This is a genomic window from Aurantibacillus circumpalustris, from assembly GCF_029625215.1.
Lineage (GTDB): Bacteria > Bacteroidota > Bacteroidia > B-17B0 > Aurantibacillaceae > Aurantibacillus > Aurantibacillus circumpalustris.
Map to the genome: position 1 here is coordinate 3288509 of NZ_CP121197.1, position 20756 is coordinate 3309264.

At 35.8% G+C, this 20756-nt stretch carries 18 protein-coding genes; 13 read left to right on the forward strand and 5 right to left on the reverse strand.

The window, feature by feature from the left end; genetic code table 11:
* Positions 1 to 25: 25 nt before the first annotated feature.
* From fsa to P2086_RS13710, 5 genes are all read left to right on the forward strand, one after another.
* Positions 26 to 673 carry a fructose-6-phosphate aldolase gene (gene fsa, locus P2086_RS13690; RefSeq protein ID WP_317897307.1) on the forward strand — a complete coding sequence of 216 codons (648 nt, stop codon included), beginning with the start codon at positions 26 to 28 and terminating at the stop codon, positions 671 to 673.
* Between the two features lie 94 nt (positions 674 to 767).
* A complete protein-coding gene (locus P2086_RS13695; protein WP_317897308.1) occupies positions 768 to 2123 on the forward strand; it encodes a T9SS type A sorting domain-containing protein in 1356 nt (451 codons plus the stop codon).
* Between the two features lie 89 nt (positions 2124 to 2212).
* Positions 2213 to 4135: a T9SS type A sorting domain-containing protein gene (locus P2086_RS13700; RefSeq protein ID WP_317897309.1), complete on the forward strand. Its 1923-nt coding sequence runs from the start codon at positions 2213 to 2215 to the stop codon at positions 4133 to 4135.
* A gap of 99 nt (positions 4136 to 4234) precedes the next feature.
* Positions 4235 to 5893 carry a T9SS type A sorting domain-containing protein gene (locus P2086_RS13705; protein WP_317897310.1) on the forward strand — a complete coding sequence of 553 codons (1659 nt, stop codon included), beginning with the start codon at positions 4235 to 4237 and terminating at the stop codon, positions 5891 to 5893.
* A gap of 158 nt (positions 5894 to 6051) precedes the next feature.
* Entirely contained in the window at positions 6052 to 8337 is a 2286-nt protein-coding gene (locus tag P2086_RS13710; RefSeq protein WP_317897311.1) for a T9SS type A sorting domain-containing protein, read from the forward strand.
* 306 nt (positions 8338 to 8643) lie between these two features.
* On the opposite strand, the gene rpsA is transcribed toward P2086_RS13710, so the two are convergent.
* From rpsA to P2086_RS13735, 5 genes are all read right to left on the reverse strand, one after another.
* Complete coding sequence (gene rpsA / locus P2086_RS13715) at positions 8644 to 10437, reverse strand: 30S ribosomal protein S1 (RefSeq protein ID WP_317897312.1); 1794 nt, start codon at positions 10435 to 10437, stop codon at positions 8644 to 8646.
* Positions 10438 to 10787: 350 nt separating this feature from the next.
* Positions 10788 to 11000, reverse strand: a complete 213-nt coding sequence (locus P2086_RS13720) for a hypothetical protein (protein ID WP_317897313.1) — start codon at positions 10998 to 11000, stop codon at positions 10788 to 10790.
* 60 nt (positions 11001 to 11060) lie between these two features.
* Positions 11061 to 11696 carry a hypothetical protein gene (locus P2086_RS13725; RefSeq protein WP_317897314.1) on the reverse strand — a complete coding sequence of 212 codons (636 nt, stop codon included), beginning with the start codon at positions 11694 to 11696 and terminating at the stop codon, positions 11061 to 11063.
* Between the two features lies 1 nt (position 11697).
* Entirely contained in the window at positions 11698 to 12948 is a 1251-nt protein-coding gene (locus P2086_RS13730; protein WP_317897315.1) for an LVIVD repeat-containing protein, read from the reverse strand.
* A gap of 40 nt (positions 12949 to 12988) precedes the next feature.
* Entirely contained in the window at positions 12989 to 13273 is a 285-nt protein-coding gene (locus P2086_RS13735; RefSeq protein WP_317897316.1) for a hypothetical protein, read from the reverse strand.
* A 194-nt stretch (positions 13274 to 13467) separates the two neighbouring features.
* On the opposite strand from P2086_RS13735, the gene P2086_RS13740 reads away from it, so the two are divergent.
* The 8 genes from P2086_RS13740 to ruvB all read left to right on the forward strand — a co-directional run bounded on the left by P2086_RS13740 (position 13468) and on the right by ruvB (position 20748).
* Positions 13468 to 14637, forward strand: coding sequence for an ATP-binding protein (locus tag P2086_RS13740; protein WP_317897317.1), 1170 nt, complete (start codon positions 13468 to 13470; stop codon positions 14635 to 14637).
* Between the two features lie 65 nt (positions 14638 to 14702).
* Positions 14703 to 15227: an RNA polymerase sigma factor gene (locus P2086_RS13745; protein ID WP_317897318.1), complete on the forward strand. Its 525-nt coding sequence runs from the start codon at positions 14703 to 14705 to the stop codon at positions 15225 to 15227.
* 26 nt (positions 15228 to 15253) lie between these two features.
* Positions 15254 to 15532 (forward strand): hypothetical protein, encoded by a 279-nt coding sequence (locus P2086_RS13750; RefSeq protein ID WP_317897319.1) that lies wholly within the window; start codon positions 15254 to 15256, stop codon positions 15530 to 15532.
* Positions 15525 to 15977, forward strand: a complete 453-nt coding sequence (locus P2086_RS13755) for a hypothetical protein (RefSeq protein WP_317897320.1) — start codon at positions 15525 to 15527, stop codon at positions 15975 to 15977. The genes P2086_RS13750 and P2086_RS13755 overlap by 8 nt, the downstream gene beginning before the upstream one ends.
* Positions 15974 to 16663, forward strand: coding sequence for an MbnP family protein (locus tag P2086_RS13760; protein WP_317897321.1), 690 nt, complete (start codon positions 15974 to 15976; stop codon positions 16661 to 16663). Before P2086_RS13755 ends, P2086_RS13760 begins: the two co-directional genes overlap by 4 nt.
* Positions 16660 to 17682, forward strand: coding sequence for a cytochrome-c peroxidase (locus P2086_RS13765; RefSeq protein WP_317897322.1), 1023 nt, complete (start codon positions 16660 to 16662; stop codon positions 17680 to 17682). The genes P2086_RS13760 and P2086_RS13765 overlap by 4 nt, the downstream gene beginning before the upstream one ends.
* Positions 17683 to 17729: 47 nt before the next feature.
* Positions 17730 to 19115, forward strand: a complete 1386-nt coding sequence (locus P2086_RS13770; protein ID WP_317897323.1) for a T9SS type A sorting domain-containing protein — start codon at positions 17730 to 17732, stop codon at positions 19113 to 19115.
* A 607-nt stretch (positions 19116 to 19722) separates the two neighbouring features.
* Complete coding sequence (gene ruvB / locus P2086_RS13775) at positions 19723 to 20748, forward strand: Holliday junction branch migration DNA helicase RuvB (protein ID WP_317897324.1); 1026 nt, start codon at positions 19723 to 19725, stop codon at positions 20746 to 20748.
* Positions 20749 to 20756 lie beyond the last annotated feature (8 nt).

The following is a 20756-nucleotide window of genomic DNA, read 5'->3' on the forward strand; positions in this document are numbered from 1 at the left end:
TTAAGCCTTCAAAAAACTTAACAACATGAAATTTTTTATTGATACAGCCAATCTGGCTCAAATTAAAGAGGCGCAGGATATGGGCGTTTTAGACGGTGTAACAACTAACCCATCATTAATGGCAAAAGAAGGCATTAAAGGGCAAAATAACATTTTGAAACACTATGTGGATATTTGTAATATTGTTACTGGTGATGTAAGTGCTGAAGTAATTTCAACAGATTTTGACGGTATGGTGAAAGAAGGCGAAGCGCTTGCAGAATTGCACGAACGCATTGTTGTAAAAATCCCTATGATAAAAGATGGTGTAAAAGCCATTAAATATTTTACCGAAAAAGGAATAAAAACAAATTGCACACTAGTATTTTCTGCTGGACAAGCTTTATTAGCTGCTAAAGCAGGTGCTACTTACATGTCACCATTTATTGGCCGCTTAGACGATGTTAGCACAGACGGTTTAAGACTTATTGAAGACATTCGTTTGATATACGACAACTACGGTTTTGAAACACAAATTTTAGCGGCAAGTGTTCGTCACCCAATGCACATTATTGAGTGTGCAAGAATAGGTGCAGATGTTATTACAGCTCCATTAAGTGCAATCAGCGCCTTATTAAAACACCCTTTAACGGATAGTGGTTTAGCTCAGTTTTTGGCTGACGCAAAAAAATAAATTAAAATGATGATAAATTGAAATCCGGCCCACAAGCCGGATTTTTTTGTGAATACACGGCATACTTTTTGTAAAAGAAACGAAAACGCAGGTAATGATAAGACTCATCATGATTTTTGGAATCTTTTTGTATTCAACCAATAAGGCACAACCTATCAATTTTACTATTACGAATAATTCTGGCACTAATACTATAACCTGCATAACGGCGTCTATAAATATTTCTTTAAGTAGTTCTTGGCTTGCAACAGTTAGTTATTCTTGTTTTAATGCCACTACTATTCAAACTGGAAGCAATGTTACTATCACAAGTCCTGGAAATTATACAATTATTGCAAGTTCGGGCACAATAAGTTCAACGCAAACAATAGCTATTACAATAAATACTACCACTCCAAGTTCAACTTTAAGTCCAATTTCACAGTCGATCAATTGTGTCCCTCACTCATTAAGTGAAGTAACAGTAACATCTGCACCTTCGTTAAACATAACGCATTACTTCACTACGCCAGTAGGCGGCACGTTAACAACAACTGTTAACCCAACGTATTACACACCATCAACAACAGGAACATACACACATGTAATAATTGATAATATAACGGGGTGCTCTTCAAGCAATACCTTTATAATAAACTCCCCGTTTAGTAATTTTCCCTGGACAACTCTGACGAGTCCACAAAATTTTTCGGTTGGTTGTTCTGGCACAGCCGCTGTCATATTTAGTCCATCTACCCCAACTTCCGTAATTAGTCTATTTACATATAGCCTCATAAATCAAAATAGTTTATTTCCTGTCCCAACAGGACCTCTAAGTAGTTCACCAATACAAATTGCAAACGCAAGCGGTACATGGACATATGTTGTTAGAGACACGAACATGTGTACTCTTTACGTGCCCTTAAGTATTGGAATGAATACAACGGCGCCTCTAATTGAATCAGCTAGTTTTACTAATTGTCAGGGCACAAATACTACAATTTATCCAAATATGGTCTCCGGCATTTCATCATCCTTAACAATAAATTACACCTATCAGTGGTTTACTCCTGCTAGTGTGCAGCTAACGTCGAGTTCATTGCAATATAGTGTATCAACACAATCACCCGGTAATTATACAGTCTTTGTTACGGACACAGCCAACGGTTGTTTTCAAAAAGCAGTTGTTTCCGTTGAATTTTGTGCTGGAGTAAAAGAGTATTTATTCGTAAAAAATAATTTTTTATTATTTCCTAATCCCAGTAACGGCATTGTTAACATTAGTGGATTAAACTTAACAGAAAGTATATGTGTTAAAGTATATAATTCAATAGGTGTTTTGGTTCACGAATCTGTAATTTTTGAAAATAATTATAGTATAAACATAACGGATTTACCAAGTGATACCTATTTCATACGACTTCTAATTGGAAAACAACCATTTTTGCTGACCTCAATTTTAAAACATTAAACAATTCGAAATTTTAACAATTAAGTAAGTATTGTTAATAAAATTATCGATAAAAGAAGGAATGTCAAACTCTTTTGTTACCTTTAATTATGGGTAAAATTGTCTATACAATTTATATCGTACTCATTTCAATCAAAATTATCGGGCAAGCCCCCCTCGATTTTACAATTCATACAACCTCTGCGTCAAATAATATAACTTGTACAAATCCGACCGTTGATTATTTTTTAAAGTCGAATAATGCCGAATCAATAACATATACCTGGATGGGTCCGATTCCAACTGTTACGGGGTATTCGATAAGCATTAATGTACCAGGAACCTATTCTATTTTTGCAACAACCCCAAGCGGTCAGTCGCAGTTTAAAAGCGTTATAGTTGGTCTTGATTTTGTTTATCCAATATCTAATTTAAATCCTATTATTCAATCAATTAGTTGCAATAACTTTTCCTTAGCTCAAGTAACAGCTTCATCTACTGGCTCTGGTGTAAATTTTAGTCATCGTTTTTTGTCACCTTACGGAGGTTCTTACGTCACAAACACACCCACAACTTCATATGTACCATCTGTTCCTGGAACTTATACGCATGTGTTAGTTAACATTGATAACGGGTGTGAAACTACTAAAACATTTGTGGTAAACGCTTCTTCAGGTTTTCCAACCTTTAATGTATCAAGTATATCTAATTTTACATTAGGATGCGGAACATTCAGTACAACTAACATTTCAATCACAGGTGCAGCAACATCACCCACGCCTGGGGGTGCTGTATCCTACACTATAATAAGCCCACAAACATCCACGAACATCGTCATGGGTAATCTTAGCTCAATAACTAATTATTCTATAATAGTTCCAGGAAACTACACCTTAGTTACAAGAGACAATACAAGTCTCTGCGAAACCCGAGTTCCAGTTTCGGTTATTCAAAACACAACATCGCCAGACCTAGGCGTTCTTGTTCCAACACATATCTTAGATTGTTATAAAAGCCAAGTTAAATTAGAAGCCTTTAGTTTTACAAATGGCGTTTCAATTCATTGGCAATGGACTGGTAGTTCTAGTGGAACTTTACTTGGCGATTACATGTCAGTTAACACGAATACCCAAGCTTTAAATACGGTGATAAATGTTTACACTATAGTTGCTTTAAACACTCAAAATCAATGTAAGACTGCTACAGTTATTCCGATGTACCAAAACCTATTTAAACCTAATGCACTTATTAACTCACCTACTAACAAACTAACCTGCGCTAGCCCAACTATTGTTTTGACAAATCAAAGTTCTAGTTCAATTCCACCGTCAAGTATTTTCTCAAACACCCTTCCAGTTGTATCCTATTGGAAAAGCCCATTAGCTCAAAATTTCTCACTGTCGTCTACCTTTATTGCTGATAACTCAGGATATTATACATTGGAAGCGATAGATCAAAATAATGGTTGTAAATCTTCTACCACTATACCCATTTTTAATGAAAAGGTTTATCCAATGGTTAATAATCCAGTCGTGCCACCTCCTTTTTGCATCAATACAATTAGCACCTCGGTATTTGTTTATCCAATAATCACTCAAAATTCACAAAACTTTTCTTATAGTTGGACAGGGCCGCCGGGTGCTATTTTAAATTCAGTAAATAACGCTTCATGTTCGGCTAATGCCTTAGGCATATACTCTGTTATAGTTACTAATACAGTTAACGGATGCGCAACTATGGCTCAAGTTATTGTAGCCAATTGTTATACTGGTATTAATGAAAACAATTTTACCTCGACTAGTATTTCTGTTTACCCTAATCCATCAACCGATATATTTACTTTAGATTATAATACTTTAGAAAAAAATACTTCTATTAAAATCTACAATTCACTTGGCATGCTTGTAACTGATCAAACCCTTAATTCTAGTTATAACACACTTGATCTTACTGGACAAGCAAATGGTATTTATACCCTGCTAATCATTCAAGAAAACAAGAACATTACTTCAGTTAAGTTAGTAAAACGCTAATTATTGAGTTCGGTACCCCAACCTTTTTCATTCCTAATTTGTATATATAAAGAGAGAATTAAATCTCAAGATATTTGAATCCACACTAAACAAACCCCAATGAAAAGACTATTTAAATTTGTTGCGATAATTTTTCTATACGGAAACATCGATGCGCAAGTGCCAAACTTTACTATTACTAATAATTCTGGTACCAGTATATTAACTTGTATACAAACTTCCATAGTGCTCACAGCTTCCACGGCTGTTACTCCGCCAAATTCTTTTCATTGGACAGGGCCTTCATTTAACATTACTGCACCAAGCGTTACTCTAACACAAGCGGGCACATACACGGTGAATGCTTTAGATTCTATGAATAACATTTTTGGAACCCAACAAATTACAATCAGTTCAAATACTCTTGCTCAATCATCAGCTGTCTTGCCATCCATCCAAACAATAACTTGCAACACAACCGTTGGCGCAACGATAACTTCAAACGCTTCAGGTAATGTAACTCATACATTTGTGAGTCCTTTTGGCACTTCAGTGATTTTTTATTCTTCTGTAGCAAGTTATACAGCGCTTGGTCCTGGAACATACTCGCATATTCTTCTTGATAATACTAATGGTTGCACTAGCATATCAACATTTACCTTAGTAGGTAGTGGCCAAAGCTTTCCAACATTCAGTGTTACTAGCCCACAAAATTATACTTTAGGCTGCGGTACAAAAAGTATTGCAATTATCAATATTATTAACGCTGCAACAAGTCCTACACCAGGCGGACCTGTTTCTTATACCCTTATGCCACTTTTAGGCTCAAATCCTGTTCCACCTGGCACTTCAGGCTATACAGTAGCAGTCCCAGGTATTTATTATGCAATAGTAAAAGATAATACAACCAATTGCGCTGCACAAATCCCATTAAGTATTATTTCAAATACAGCAACTCCTAATATCAGCGCCTCGGTGCCTAAGCAAATTTTAGATTGTAATACTTCACAAGTGATATTACAAGGTAATAGTTCTACAAATAATGTATCTATGCAGTGGTCTTTTATTGGAACACCAGGCATCGTTGCTTCAAGTACTATTCAAGTATATACAAACTCTATAACTTCAACACAAACTCTTGTCAATACATTCACTTTATTAGTAATTGATAACAACAGTACATGCAATAGTACGTCCATAATTCCTATTTATCAAAACCTATTTACTCCAAATGCGATAATTTCAAGTGGAGGAAGTACAGTCATTACCTGCATCACGCCAACCATTATGCTTACCAATGCGAGTGCAACTGGCATTCCGAACACTTCCATATTTCCGTCTAACCTACCGGTTATTGGTTTTTTATGGGTAGGACCAAATCCGCAAACTCCGCTTTCGATATCAACGTTATACACCGCAGCTATTGCCGGAATATATACACTGACGGCTAAAGACCTAAATAATGGCTGTACATCGATTGCAACAAAAGAGATAAGTGGAGGTTGCGACCTTGTTGGGATTCAAAAAAACAATTCATCTACTATTGCAATAAAAACATTTCCAAATCCCGGAACAGGTTTCTTTACACTAGTTATAGATAACTTCATTAAGAATGTCAACATAGAAATTTTTAACTCAATTGGCGTTCTTGTAAAAAAACAAGTGCTTTATACAAATGAAGCAATTCTCAACATTAATGAACAAGCGAACGGTATTTACATTATTCGCTTGGTTCAAAATAATTCGGTGATACATACTTCTAAATTTGTGAAAGAGTAATAGACTTTTTTACACATACAGAGAAAGGCTGCCAGTTTTGGTAGCCTTTTTTTATTATATTTAACGACTTAATCCCAAACTCATGAAAAAACTTCAGGTAATATTATTTTTTTTAGTCGCAGGTTTATCAATTAAATCACAAACTTACACCACTATTTGTGCTGGCCCCTAACCCACAAAATCTTTCGAATCCAACGTATTCGTTAAACCCAGGTGGCTTTAGCAATTCGAATGGAGCCTTTGCGGTAACTCCAAATTCAACATTAAGCTATAGTTTATATACAAGCGGCCAAAATACCGCAAGTGTGATGGAAACAACCTCGGTTGTAATAACGGTATCTGTATTGTCGCAACCACAAGCGGTACCAAGTGTTACGCAATCTAATTGCACGAGTACGCTATCTATTGTGAAACTAAATTTAAGTTTTACTCCTGCTAGCCCACTACCTGCGTATACAATATCTTGGACCCCAATACCTGCAAATGTATCTTTTCCGCAACAAACGTCGGTGACCGCTGTAAGTCCTGGACCTTATAACGCAATCATAACAGCTGCAGGAGGGTGCTCAGCTTCTGTTAATTTCACAATAACTCCTCAGCCGGAACCGGCCTTTTTTACCATAAATGCACCAAGCTTGGGTATTGTTTTAAATTGTTTCAATCCAACATTACCGATAACTGCTGCGCCTTCAACGAATTCTTATACATGGACCAGCTCTACAAGCGCTCCATTAACAGGCTCTATCATAAATGTATCTTCTCAAAATATTGGTATATGGACTGTCAATATGGGTAACGCATCTGGATGTACAGCTTCACAAACATTTGCTATTTCTCAAAATACTAGCACGCCTACTTCCACATTATCCACTAATTTAATGAATATTACCTGCAGCCAAACCATAACTCCGACACTTTCAGTAGTAGTGACACCATCTTTAAACGTGTCTCATTATTTTTATGCGCCGACTACCGGAATCTTCATTGCAAATTCTTATACAGCTATTTATGCACCAGGCGGAACCGGCACTTTTACACATTGTGCAATCGACAATTCAAGTGGTTGCAGTACGTGCAAAACATTTACTGTGGCATCTACATCTAGTTTGCCAACTTATTCTTTAAGTAGCCCGCAAAGCTTCACTCTAGGCTGTGGTACAAAAAGCGTCGCAATGATTAATATTATTAACGGAGCAACGAATCCTGTAGGAGGTCAAATTTCATACACATTGTTGGCACCAGGTTCATCAACCGTAATCGCACCTGGCAATTTAAGTGGTGTTAACACCTATACTGCAGTGTTTCCAGGAACTTGGACGGCGATTGTAAAAGACAATACATCAGGTTGCATCACCAAAACAAACATTTCAATTATTTCCAATACCAACCCTCCAGATATTAGTGTTGTTGTGCCTTCTCAGATTCTTAATTGCAATACCACGTCAGTTACCTTGAAAGCGACAAGTGACTCGCCAAATGCGACTTACAGTTGGGTACCAGGTTTTGTTGCAAGCAACTCGATTAACATTAACGCATATCCTTCATCGATAACACAATCATTAATTAATAACTATACCGTCACTGTTACTGATATTTATAACAACTGCAAAAGTTATTCTGTAATACCTATGTATCAAAATATCTACCCGCCAAAAGCCAAAATAAATACAAATGGAACTCTGGCGATAAACTGTGTTAGCCCAACCGTTGTTTTGTATAACAATAGCTCAACTGGAATCCCGCTGAACACACCATTTACAACAAACAGCTTAATTGTTGGTTACCTTTGGGAAGGTCCTTCACCTCAAATACCTTTGCAGGTCAGTTCAACCTACACCGCTGGAACACCTGGCGTTTACACATTAACAGCTAAAGATCTGAATAACGGCTGTACGTCACAAACTGTTACAACCATCACCGATAATCGCTTTTATCCGGATGTTAGTTCTACCCCAGGCGCCTTTCTTCTGCCATGCCCAGGTATTGTTACAATATTTCCAACCGTGAATGGCCCGTTAACTGGGGTTACCTATAGTTGGACCTCTCCTGCAAATGCAACTACTTCCGCATCAAACGGTCCTAACCTAACAACAAATACCCCGGGAATCTATACGATAGCTGTAACAAATGTTACGTCTGGTTGTGTATCAACCGTTACTATTGCTGTATACGCTTGCGTAGGTATAGATAAGAACAATGAAAAAAATAAAAACATTCGCATCTTCCCCAATCCTAACAATGGTGAATTTACAATCATAACCGAGGATGTACAAAATAATTCCTTTATTGAAATATATAATTCTATCGGTACTCTTGTTCACAAACAAGCAATCCATGCAAATAAAACCCTTTTAAATCGAAGAGAATTATCAAGTGGTATCTACGTAATTTGTGTTGTGGAAAACAATACCGTGATATATACTTCCAAATATGTGAAGGAGTAATTTACCCACCACGGCAAAAGAAAAAAAGCTACCTCGATGGGTAGCTTTTTTTGTAGTGCAAGATTTGAAGTACGATCAAAGATTAACCCTTTTAACATGAAAAATACGCGCAAATTGAATAGTGTTGCATTGATGATCTGTCGACGCAACGCGCTAGTACTAAAACCAAAAACCCGCCTTTATAGGGCGGGCTTCGGCTCTCAAAAACTAAAAACCCGGCAAGGTTTTTAGTTGCCCTACAAAACGACACGTCGTTATAGGGATTTACTAAAGCCACTCTTCGGCAAGCTCAGAGTGACAGACGGATTATTTTTTACCGTCTAATTTATCCTTAAGATCCGATAAGGCAGAGATATCACCTAAAGTGGTTTTCTCTTGACTATCTTTCACTTTTTTCACAGCTTTTTTGCTATCCTCAAAATCAGCTTTTTTAGAAGCTTTTTCTGTTTTGCGAGCTTCTTCTTTCACTTCTTCATGAAGACGTGCATGAGAAACAACAATACGCTTAGCATCCTTGCTGAATTCAATTACTTTGAAATCTGCAGTCTCTTCCGCTTTTAAAGAAGTGTTATCAACTTTGTTTAAGTGACGTGCAGGACAGAATCCTTCAACACCATAAGTTAAGCCTATTAAAGCACCTTTATCATTTACAGATGTAACAGTTCCTTTGTGAATTGAATCTACAGTAAATACAGTTTCAAAAACATCCCAAGGATTTTCTTCCATTTGTTTGTGACCTAAGCTTAAACGACGATTTTCACCATCAATCTCAAGAACCACAACTTCCATTTTCTCACCTACCTTGCAGAATTCACTTGGATGCTTGATTTTTTTACTCCATGAAAGATCAGAAATGTGAACTAAACCATCAACACCTTCTTCTAATTCAACAAACACACCGAAGTTAGTGAAGTTACGCACTGTACCGCTGTGTTTAGAACCTTTAGAGTATTTCTCCATGATCATATTCCAAGGATCAGGAGTTAATTGTTTCATACCTAAGCTCATTTTACGCTCTTCGCGATCTAATGTTAAGATGATAGCTTCGATTTCGTCGCCAATCTTCACAAATTCTTGCGCGCTACGTAAATGCTGACTCCAGCTCATTTCACTTACGTGAACTAAACCTTCAACACCTGGAGCGATTTCGATGAAAGCACCGTAATCATTGATTACAACAACTTTACCTTTAATCTTATCACCAACTTTTACTTCAGCATTCAATGCTTCCCAAGGGTGAGGCGTTAATTGTTTTAAACCTAAAGCAATACGTTTTTTATCATCATCAAATTCAAGAATTACTACTTGAATTTTCTCATCTAATTTCACGATTTCTTCAGGGTGGTTAATACGACCCCAAGATAAATCTGTAATGTGAATTAAACCATCAACACCACCTAAATCAATAAACACACCATAAGAAGTGATATTCTTCACAGTTCCTTCTAATACTTGTCCTTTTTCTAATTTAGAAATGATATCACGTTTTTGACTTTCTAACTCTGCCTCAATTAAAGCTTTGTGAGAAACTACTACGTTTTTAAATTCATTGTTGATTTTTACAACTTTAAATTCCATTGTTTTACCAACGTACACATCGTAATCACGAATAGGTTTTACATCAATTTGTGAACCTGGTAAGAAAGCTTCAATACCAAATACATCAACGATTAAACCACCTTTAGTACGACATTTAACGAATCCTTTAATGATCTCATCATTTGTAAGAGCTTCGTTAACACGATCCCAGCTTTTGCCAGCACGTGCTTTTTTGTGTGAAAGAACTAATTGACCTTGTAAGTCTTCTGCCTGATCGATAAATACTTCGATTTTGTCACCAACTTTTAAATCTGGATTATAGCGAAACTCTGAAAGAGCAACAACACCATCTGATTTATAACCAATGTTTACAACAACTTCACGGTTGTTTTTTGCTACAACTACACCTTCAATAATTTGAAGATCAGTAATAGTACTTAATTTTTGAGAGTACAATTCATCCAACTTTTCTTTTTCTTCAGCCGTGTAATTGTCTTGTTTTTTTCCGATTGAGTTCCAATCGAAATCTGCATTTCCTGTAACCAGGTTTTTATCTGCCATTCTTTTTTTAATTGTATCAAACCTCTTAGGCCGGTTTGAGAGATTAAACATTTTATTTTTATACGCCTTAAGCCTAGTTAAAACGGGGTACAAATATAGTCAGAAAAAAGTGAATTTTGGACGAATTGGGATATTTTAAAGTATTGATAGATAAGGGTTTGAAAATTTTAACAGTCTTAAGTAATTTGCTTAAAAATCGATCGATTTCTAGATAATAAATGTAAGATCTACTCTTTCAATAATTTAAACCAAGAATCTAAACTTTCTGGAATTTTTAATCATTGAAACCTGTTAGTTTTGTTAAATTTGGTTATCAAAAACGCCATACAACTGAAAATCAAGCGTATAGATTATTTTAACGCGCAATTATTCTCAGACCATGGAATTGAGTTAGCCTCTGCATTGTATTGCGCACAAATAGCTTCTGCCTCAGTCTTTGATTCCTTTAACGTATAAGAAGCATACACGCCTCCAGGATTTGTGCATTCGCAGGTATAGGTTTTTTGACAGCTTGTTAAAAAACAAATTATCAAGAGTGCTAGTGCAATTTTTATTGGATACATATTATAAATGTAAGGTTTTTAATTACAATTCATTTATGCAGACTTACTGTCTAATTTCAGTTAAAAAATTTCAATACCCATTCTTAATAAAATTGAATATTGCCTAATGTCGTATTTATCAGTCTGCCATTCATTTAAAAAATTGGTATAATTATAATTATAACGTATTTGTTTGATACTGTAGCTCAAATCAAATGAATAAAACACCTCTTTGCCTAAGCGGGCTTTAAAACCAAGACCAAGCGCCGTGTAGTAGCCCGGTAATTTTTTGTAACTGTATCGAAACGAACCATCCATATTTTCGATTATAAAATTTGCGCCTCCGTTTGCAACAACAAAAAAATTCTTTTTCTTGTTTATATAATACCGTAAGTCTAAATAAGCCGCTGTGGTATTATTTGTATTGTTTTCGTAATAATAATTTGTTGATCGATTTAACTGCGCATCGAATCCAATTCCAGTAAAAAATCTAGAAAAGCGGATTCCATTGACAAAATTAAAACAGGTGCTGCTTCTTCGATCACCGAAGATGAGTCCCACCTGCTGAATCCCACCATATTTAATTTTTAGCGCTTTTAAAGTATCGCTTCCGTTTGAATTTAAGAACCTAGAAATACTTGGATGGCTCAATGCTCGACCATGTGCAAAGCAGGCGCAGAAACAACAAAGGAAAATTAGTGATTTAATAATTTTCATCTTAATTTTTATTAATGCTGCTTAATAAATTCAAATTAAATTGTTGATCGTACGCGTAAATTTTGATGGCATTGTCAAGCATTACAATCGCTTTTTGATTGAAGGCAATCACATCTATTGCATTTCCAATAGGTAAACTTTGCTTGGTTTGAAGATTATTAATGTCACTTGCATTCACCATCTTTAGCCCTGCAGCTCCGTCGCAAACAAAAAGCACATTTCCATCTTTACTCAACCCGTGCGGATTAGAAAAAGGAACCGATTTAATGAGTGTTGGCGTTTCAATATTTTCAATATTTAATACATCGAGTTGATTTGTAAAGCCGCCGCATTGACTGCCACTTCTGAGTGTAACAAACGCAAACTTGTCATCAGCGATAACTGGATCGCACACCCTTACATGCTCAAAGCGACTAATATAATTTGGACTAGCCGGGTTGGCCAAACCATAAATAAACATTCCGGTATTGGATCCAATAAATAATTTATCTTTAAATGGAAACAAAGTTTCCACATTCCACGAAACTTGCTGGCTATTCGCCGCAACGGGATTTAACGCGTTTTGAAGAGAAAAAGTATTCAGATTGTAATTATCAACAGTATATAAATAATCGTTTACGATTGCAAATATAGCCATACTGCTACCTATGGAGTTTCCTCCGGTAGGCATAGGATTATTATTCGTTGAATTAGCATTGTTAGAGGTTGTATAAAGATAGGAATCACAATTATTGCAATTCTTCATGTAGTTGTTATAATCTGCCACACTTACTGTTGTATCCTTCTTAATCCATGTTAGATTTACATAGTCTGAGTCGTAACTTTGCGAACCCATGCGAGAAGGGAACACATTTTTAATTGCATTATCCATGTGCAACGTTTGATTTGTTTCAATAGTAAAAACAAACAAGTCACTGAAACAATCTGCGTATAAAACATTATTCTTAAGCGCTAAACCTTTATTGCCAGGAATAGGGATAAAACCTTTATTTATTGGGCTAGTAGGAATAGTGTAGTCAATAATATGTATCCCCCTATTCTTTTCATTGATATACATGGTGTTGTTGTATAAAACAAAACTTCCTAAATCTTTTAATGGTTCAGCTTGTTTTAACGTGACATTATCTTTCACTGATTGTTTCACAGAATACTCCGGGCGGTAAATGGTGTACGTTTTGAAGTTCTTGTCTTTCATACAGGAACTAAAAACAAGAGATGTGATAATTGAAATAAAAAGCAATTTTGTTTTCATTGGTATATTATTTATGAGATTAATTTTTGGAAATGACTTATTATTCAATTTTTAAAACTTCAATCCAGCCTTCGTTGGCATGAAGCATAAGACAAACAATTTGATCAGCAGCCGTACCTTTACATTCTGTTATTTTTTTATAGGAAACCGTTATTTTAGCACCGTTATTAAAGGCGCTCACTTTTTCAAGATTACATACTTGGTAATCTTTACCGTCAATACGAATGTATGTTCCGGTACAATCTTTGACTAGTTCTGCTTTAATACAATCATTTTTTTTGCAAGAAAATAATAATAGCACTAGTATAAAAAGTACTTTTTTCATATTAAACAAGTTTAATGTTCTACCAATAAGACTCAGAAAAATAAAAAACGCTGCATGGTTTATGTTTTTCTATTTCTAAAAAACTAATCTGCAGCTAATACTTATTTTTAGTTAATGATTTATGTGAAACAAGATAACCTTGAAATATTCAAATTAAATTTGAATATTTCAAGGTTACTGATTACTTTTACAATATGATAACGCGTAGCATTACTCCTTTAATTGAGAAGTATTCAAAGGAATTTCCTGTAATTGTGATACTTGGTCCGAGACAAGTAGGTAAAACAACGTTGGTAAAAATTATTGCCAAATCGTTAAAGAAAAAAACACATTATTTAGATTTGGAAAGGAATAGTGATTTTTCGACGCTTAACCGCGATGCAGAGGAGTATCTCTCTGCCTATACGAATGAGTGTGTTTTGATTGATGAAGTTCAACGTATGCCGACTTTATTTCCATTACTAAGAGCCTTAGTTGATGAAAACAGGAAACCAGCGCGTTTCATTATTACAGGATCAGCTTCTCCAGAACTTTTAAAAGGAGCGTCCGAAAGTTTAGCAGGAAGAGTTTATTATTTCTATCTTAATCCCATTGGTTTGCATGAATTACCAGGCACAATCAGCATAAAAAAACATTGGTTCAGGGGTGGTTTTCCAAAAGCATTGACTCTTAAGAACAACGAATTATCATCGGGTTGGTTAGATGCTTTCATTACAACATACATTGAGCGTGACTTGGCCATATTGTTTGATATTAAATTTTCACCCATTGTTATGCGAAAACTTTGGGGAATGCTTGCCCATTTACAAGGTGGTATTTTAAATGCAGAAAAATTAGGAAGTTCTTTAGATGTGAGCGGTACCACTATAAAGCGTTATATCGATTATCTGGAAGGTGCTTTTTTAATAAGAAGATTGCCACCATATTTTGTAAATGTTGGTAAACGTTTGGTTAAGTCGCCAAAAGTGTACATTAACGATAGCGGTATTTTACATCATTTACTCCGCATTGGTAGTGAAAAAGAGCTTCTGAATAATCCCAGTGTTGGAGGTTCTTGGGAAGGATACGTGATTACGCAAATTATTAATGCTGCACCAAAACGCATTGACACTTATTATTATCGAACGCAAGTTGGGGCGGAGTGCGATTTGGTACTGGTGCATGGTAATAACGTTAAAGCTTGCATAGAAATAAAATTAAGTAAAGCTCCTGTACCTTCTAAGGGATTTTATATTTCGGTGAGTGATCTTAATTGCAAACAAAATTTTATTATTTCATCTGCCGACCAAGATTACAAAAACAAACAAGGCACCGTTATAGTTGGATTGGATACGTTTATAAAAAAGTATCTACCAAAACTCTAAAATTTACAACATTGAAAAATTCAAATTGTATTTGAATTTTTCAATGTTGTTTATATTTTTCACAATTGACAATAAAAGAAATATACGACAAACACAGTAAACAAGTATTCAACCTTGCGCTTCATTATGCTCAAAACACTGAGGATGCAGAAGAAATAACGCAAGATGTTTTTGTGGCCATTCATCAATCACTACATGTTTTTCAAGAAAAATCACAGCTTGGCACCTGGATTTACCGCATCACCGTTAACAAATCACTCGATTTTATTAAAGCCAGAAATCGAAAAAAACGTTTTGCTTTTATTACTTCTCTTTTTACAACTGATTCAGAGAAAGAACTTCATAACAGACCAAATTTTGATCACCCAGGCATGCTTTTAGAGCAGAAGGAATCGCTTAAGATTTTATTCAATCATATAAACGATTTACCGGTAAATCAAAAAACGGCTCTAATCTTGAGTAAAATAGAACAGCAAAGTCAAAAAGAAATTGCTCAAATTATGAATATCAGTCCAAAGGCTGCTGAATCTCTTATTCAGAGGGCAAAAAAAAATTTATCAAAAAAAATAAATCGCCGCGAGGGAAATTAAAAATAATATCGTCTAATAAAATAAACATGACGGGAACTGATTTAAATAACGAACTACAGCGACTTGAAACTATACAATCTGTCGATGTGCCGGCTTTTTTGTTTACGCGTGTTCAGCAACGAATACAAAACGAAAGCTTTGGTAAGGTTACACCAAAAATAAAGTGGGCGCTTGCGTTTTCAATTATTGTTTTGTTTGTAATCAACCTACTTGCTATCTCAAGCTATCACTCAACTCAGGATTACAGAAACAATCTCGCAAAAGCCATGCAACTTTTACCGAATAATAATTTTTACAATGACTAAACTAAAATTAATCTCCTCCATCGCCATTGGTTTATTAATTGGTAATCTTTTATTAATTGCATTTTTGTTTTTAAATAAACCAAAACCACCCAGACATGAAGGCCCAAAAGCCATCATCATTGAACGTTTGCATTTTGACGCTAAACAAATAGAAGCGTATGAAGCGCTTATTAAAGTTCACAGAAAACAAATTAGCGAAAAAGAAATTGAAATATTAAATCTGAAAACCAGTTTGTATAGCTCTATTGTTGAGCCTTACAAAATTGCTCAGAAAGATTATCTTGAAAAAAAATTAGCCGAATTACAAATTGAAATTGAAGAAATTCATTACAAGCATTTTCTAGACATAAAAAAACTCTGTCACGATGATCAACTCAACAATTTTAATGAGCTCATAAAGGACATAGCTGGGCTGTTCTCAAAGCCTAAACCATCAGCAAGATGAAAAAACTAATTTCTTTTCTTCTTCTATTATCATTTGCAAGCAAGGGACAAAACACTTCTCCCATCACGCTTTCATTTAAGCAAAGTATAAAGAGTAACAAGTCTATTTTACTCGATTCACTTTACACAATTTCTGATGGTACATCCCTAAAAATAGAAACCCTAAAATTTTACATTTCAAAAATTCAACTTTTAGATAAAAACAGAATCGTCTTTACAGAAGAAAACAGCTTTTATTTAATTGACATTTCTGATATTAACTCATTAAAAATAGCCTTCAACATTCCAACAAACATCAAATACACACAACTCAAATTTAATTTGGGAATTGATAGTCTAACCAATGTTTCTGGAGTTTACGGAGGAGATCTTGATCCCACAAAAGGTATGTACTGGACATGGCAAAGCGGCTATATTAATTTTAAATTGGAAGGAACTTGTTCTGTTTGTCCTGGTGCAAAAAAAGAATTTCAATTTCATGTGGGCGGATATCAAGCTCCTTTTAATACTTTGAGGGAACTAACTTTAGAAACAAACCAAAAAAATAATATTGAAATTTTATTGGATCTAAAACAATTTCTTGAAAAGATAAGTTTGTCAAAACAGAATCACATTATGTCACCAAACCGACAAGCTGTTGATTTATCAATCATTATAGCGAACGCCTTTCGAATAAATAAACCATGAAACGTTTCGTGCACATAGCTTGTTTTCTACCCTTTTGTGCATTTATTTCGCCTGAACCATTATTTGAATGTCCAAAAAACTGGCCAAAACCACACTACAATTTCTCAAAAAACCAACTTACGGAAAATAAAATCTTATTAGGAAGGGCTTTATTTTACGATCCTTTACTCTCTCGCAATAACATCATTTCTTGCGCTAGCTGTCATTCTCCGTTTTCTGCATTTACGCATATTGATCACGCCTTAAGCCACGGAATTAACGATAGCATCGGCACTCGTAACTCTCCGGCCTTAATGAATTTGGCTTGGCAAACTTTATTTATGTGGGATGGCGCCGTAAATAATTTAGACCTGCAAGCGCTTGCTCCTATTTCACATCCAGCTGAAATGGGAAGTTCTATTCAGGTTGTGATAAAGAAACTGAATGCTAGTAAATTATACCGACAACTATTTTTCAAAGCTTATGGTGATAGTAACATTACAGGTGAAAACACATTAAAATCGATTTCACAATTCATGCTCACCCTGGTAAGTGCGAATTCTAAATACGATCGTGTTAACGCACAAAAAGAAACCTTTACTGCGCAGGAATCAAATGGATATGAATTGTTTAAAAAGAACTGCACTTCCTGCCATCAAGAGCCTTTGTTTGCAAGCAATGATTTTGAAAATAACGGATTACCCATAGATACAACTCTTAATGATTATGGAAGAATGAAAGTCACTTTAAACCCCAAAGATTCTCTCAAATTTAAAGTTCCTACTTTACGAAACATTGAATACACCTATCCTTACATGCACGATGGACGTTTTAAAAAATTATCAGAGGTGCTTAATCATTACACAAATAGCATTCACCTATCAAATACACTCGCGCCACAATTACAAAATGGTATGCTCCTTGCATCGAACGAAAAAGTAGATATAATAAGCTTTTTACTCACCTTATCGGACAAAGAATTTGTGTTTAATCCGAAACACCAGTACCCAAAAGATTTTTTTAACCAAGCGAGGGATTAATTAAATAACATCGTCTAAACTTAATATAACCACCAACAAACAGATAAATGAAAAACATAACACTAAGCATCACGGCTTCACTTCTTTCAATTTTTGGGGTAGCTCAAACCAGTCCAGCTATCACGTCCTGGCTACAAAATACAACTTTAACAGCAAGGCATTACGTTTCGGGTAATTCAACACCTATTAACGATGCCGATCTTGTAAACGTTCAGTCTGTAAAATATTCAACCAATTTTGTTTATGCCACAACAACTGGTTTGCCAAGCTATGTCACAGGACCATTTTTAGATGGGAATCCTTCACTGGCGACCAATCAAAACTCTATTTTTAAGTTTCCATTAAATCCTGTTCAAAACACGGGAACCCCTGTTAGCACAACCGGTGGAAACATAGGTGTTTTTATAAATGGCGTGGCTTTGTTTGATTATAGAGATGGTGTTGCTTGGAACGCTACAACAAATACACTTTGCGGTGGACCAGGTAATCCGCCGTGTCCAGGTGGACCCACCGCTACTTTTCCTTGGAACCGCGATGCCATTCCAGCAGAAAAAGGTGGATTTGATTGCTCTAAAGCACATCCAGCAATGGGTAACTATCATCACCACCAAAACCCAAGTGCTTTTAATTTAGATTTGAATGTCATTTCAACCGTTTGTAATTTATACAACGCAGATGGTTTGTATGCGATCGATAACACCAAACACTCTCCTCTTATTGGTTTTGCTTACGATGGGTTTCCAATATACGGCGCATATGGATACAAAAACGCTGATGGTACTGGTGGAATTACAAGAATTAAATCAAGTTATGCCTTAAGAAATATAACAACAAGAACTACCGCGCCAGGTGGCGCTGCTGTTAGTTCTGGACCAGTTGTTAGCACAACTTACCCTTTGGGTTATTTTAGAGAAGATTATGAATACATTGCAACTTCTGCTACGACTCCTGATTATCTAGATGAACACAATGGTAGATTTTGTATAACACCAGAATATCCAAACGGTACTTATTGCTATTTCGCTACTGTGGATCAAAATTGGAATTCTGCCTATCCTTACGTTGTTGGGCCGACTTTTTACGGAACGATAACAGCTTCCAAGGTGACTTCAATTACAGAACCTGTTACAACCTACACCGCTGGCGCTACTCCTACAGGCATAGCTGCGAAAAACATAGAATCAAGTACAATCAATGTGTTTCCAAATCCCGCAAGTGATCTTGTTGCTATACAATTAATCAGTCTTACAAATGAGAATATCAAAATTGAATTATTTGATATCACCGGAAAACTGATTGATAAAACAACATTATATCAAGGAAGCACCATCGCCTATTTTCACACAGAGACCTTGTATAACGGACAATATTTAATGAAGATATATTCTGGAGATACATACATTACTAAGAAATTCATTGTGAATAAAAATTAAGTAAAACCTTTTCTATTTAATTAGCCGCAAAGAATATTAAATTCTTTGCGGTTTTTTACTGAAGGATGCATAGCCAAAATTAATGGGAATAGCCTTTAGTGGATCAATTCGAAAATCTTTGGGAGTGGATTTTTGACTATTAAAAGATCTCTATTTAAAATAAGAATTCATTGCGGTCCTGTTCTCCGGCCTCATGAAATTTTTTGTTATAAATCTTATTGTCTTCAAAGGCCAGGCTGAAAATTTTTGAAGGCTTGGGCTGTTAGTTTTTTGAACGTAAAATTTTCTGACAGTTTGTGCGCGGGCGCTACGCCTGCCTGCCGTCGCGCGGCCTTGTGCAACGGTAGGTAGGCTTTTTCGGCCCTTCGCCGAAAAATGATCGTAGCGTCAGCTTGAAGACGATAAGATTTTAGAAAAATTTCATGCAGCCTTGAATTTTTGTTTCTTTTTTTTTAAGAAAAAAGAAAGGCGGATAATTAAAGCGACATTTTACATAAGCGCAGAAATTCCAAAATACTAAAAAGTTCCCAACTTTTCCGACTGATCCCCTCTGGTAAAACTATAAATCGTAGCAAGCACACTTCAAAGAAAGCCATATCTTTAGACTATGAATGAAAACCTCGATGCTGGTGAAGAGAATTTAACCCCTACGGATAAGGAGATTGAACGCGCACTCAGACCTATTGCCTTCGATGATTTTAGCGGGCAAGAAAGTGTCGTTGACAATTTACGCGTATTCGTGGCTGCCGCTAAACAGCGTGGTGAAGCTTTAGACCATGTATTATTACACGGCCCTCCGGGTTTAGGAAAAACAACGCTTGCACATATTATTACAAATGATCTTGGCGTAAATTTAAAAGTGACCAGTGGTCCAGTATTAGATAAACCGGGCGATTTAGCAGGACTACTTACAAACCTTGAACCTTACGATGTTTTATTTATTGATGAGATTCATCGTTTAAGTCCCATTGTGGAAGAGTATTTATACTCAGCCATGGAGGATTACAAAATCGACATCATGATTGATAGCGGACCAAATGCCCGCAGTGTGCAGATTAAGTTAAATCCTTTTACTTTGGTAGGAGCGACTACCAGAAGTGGTTTGTTAACCTCGCCCCTACGCGCCCGTTTTGGAATTACAAGCCGATTAAATTATTACGACAGCAAAGTTTTGACAGGCATTGTAAACCGCAGTTCTGATATTTTAAATGTAGAAATTAAAGAAGAAGCTGCTTATGAGATAGCACGTAGAAGCCGTGGCACTCCGCGTATTGCAAATGCCTTATTACGCCGCGTAAGAGATTTTGCACAGATAAAAGGAAACGGCACAATTGACATGGACATGGCATCAAGTTCTTTAAAGGCTTTAAACGTGGACAAGAATGGTTTGGATGAAATGGATTTGCGAATTTTAGCGTGCATCATTGATAAATTTAAAGGAGGTCCTGTAGGCATAAGCACCATCAGCTCTGCTGTGGGCGAAGAAGCTGGCACCATTGAAGAAGTTTACGAACCTTTTTTAGTGCAAGAAGGTTATTTGATGCGCACACCCCGAGGCCGTGAGGCAACAGAATTAGCCTATAAGCATTTGGGCAGAAATATTTACAAGAAACCAGGGAGTTTGTTTGATTAATTGTTTTT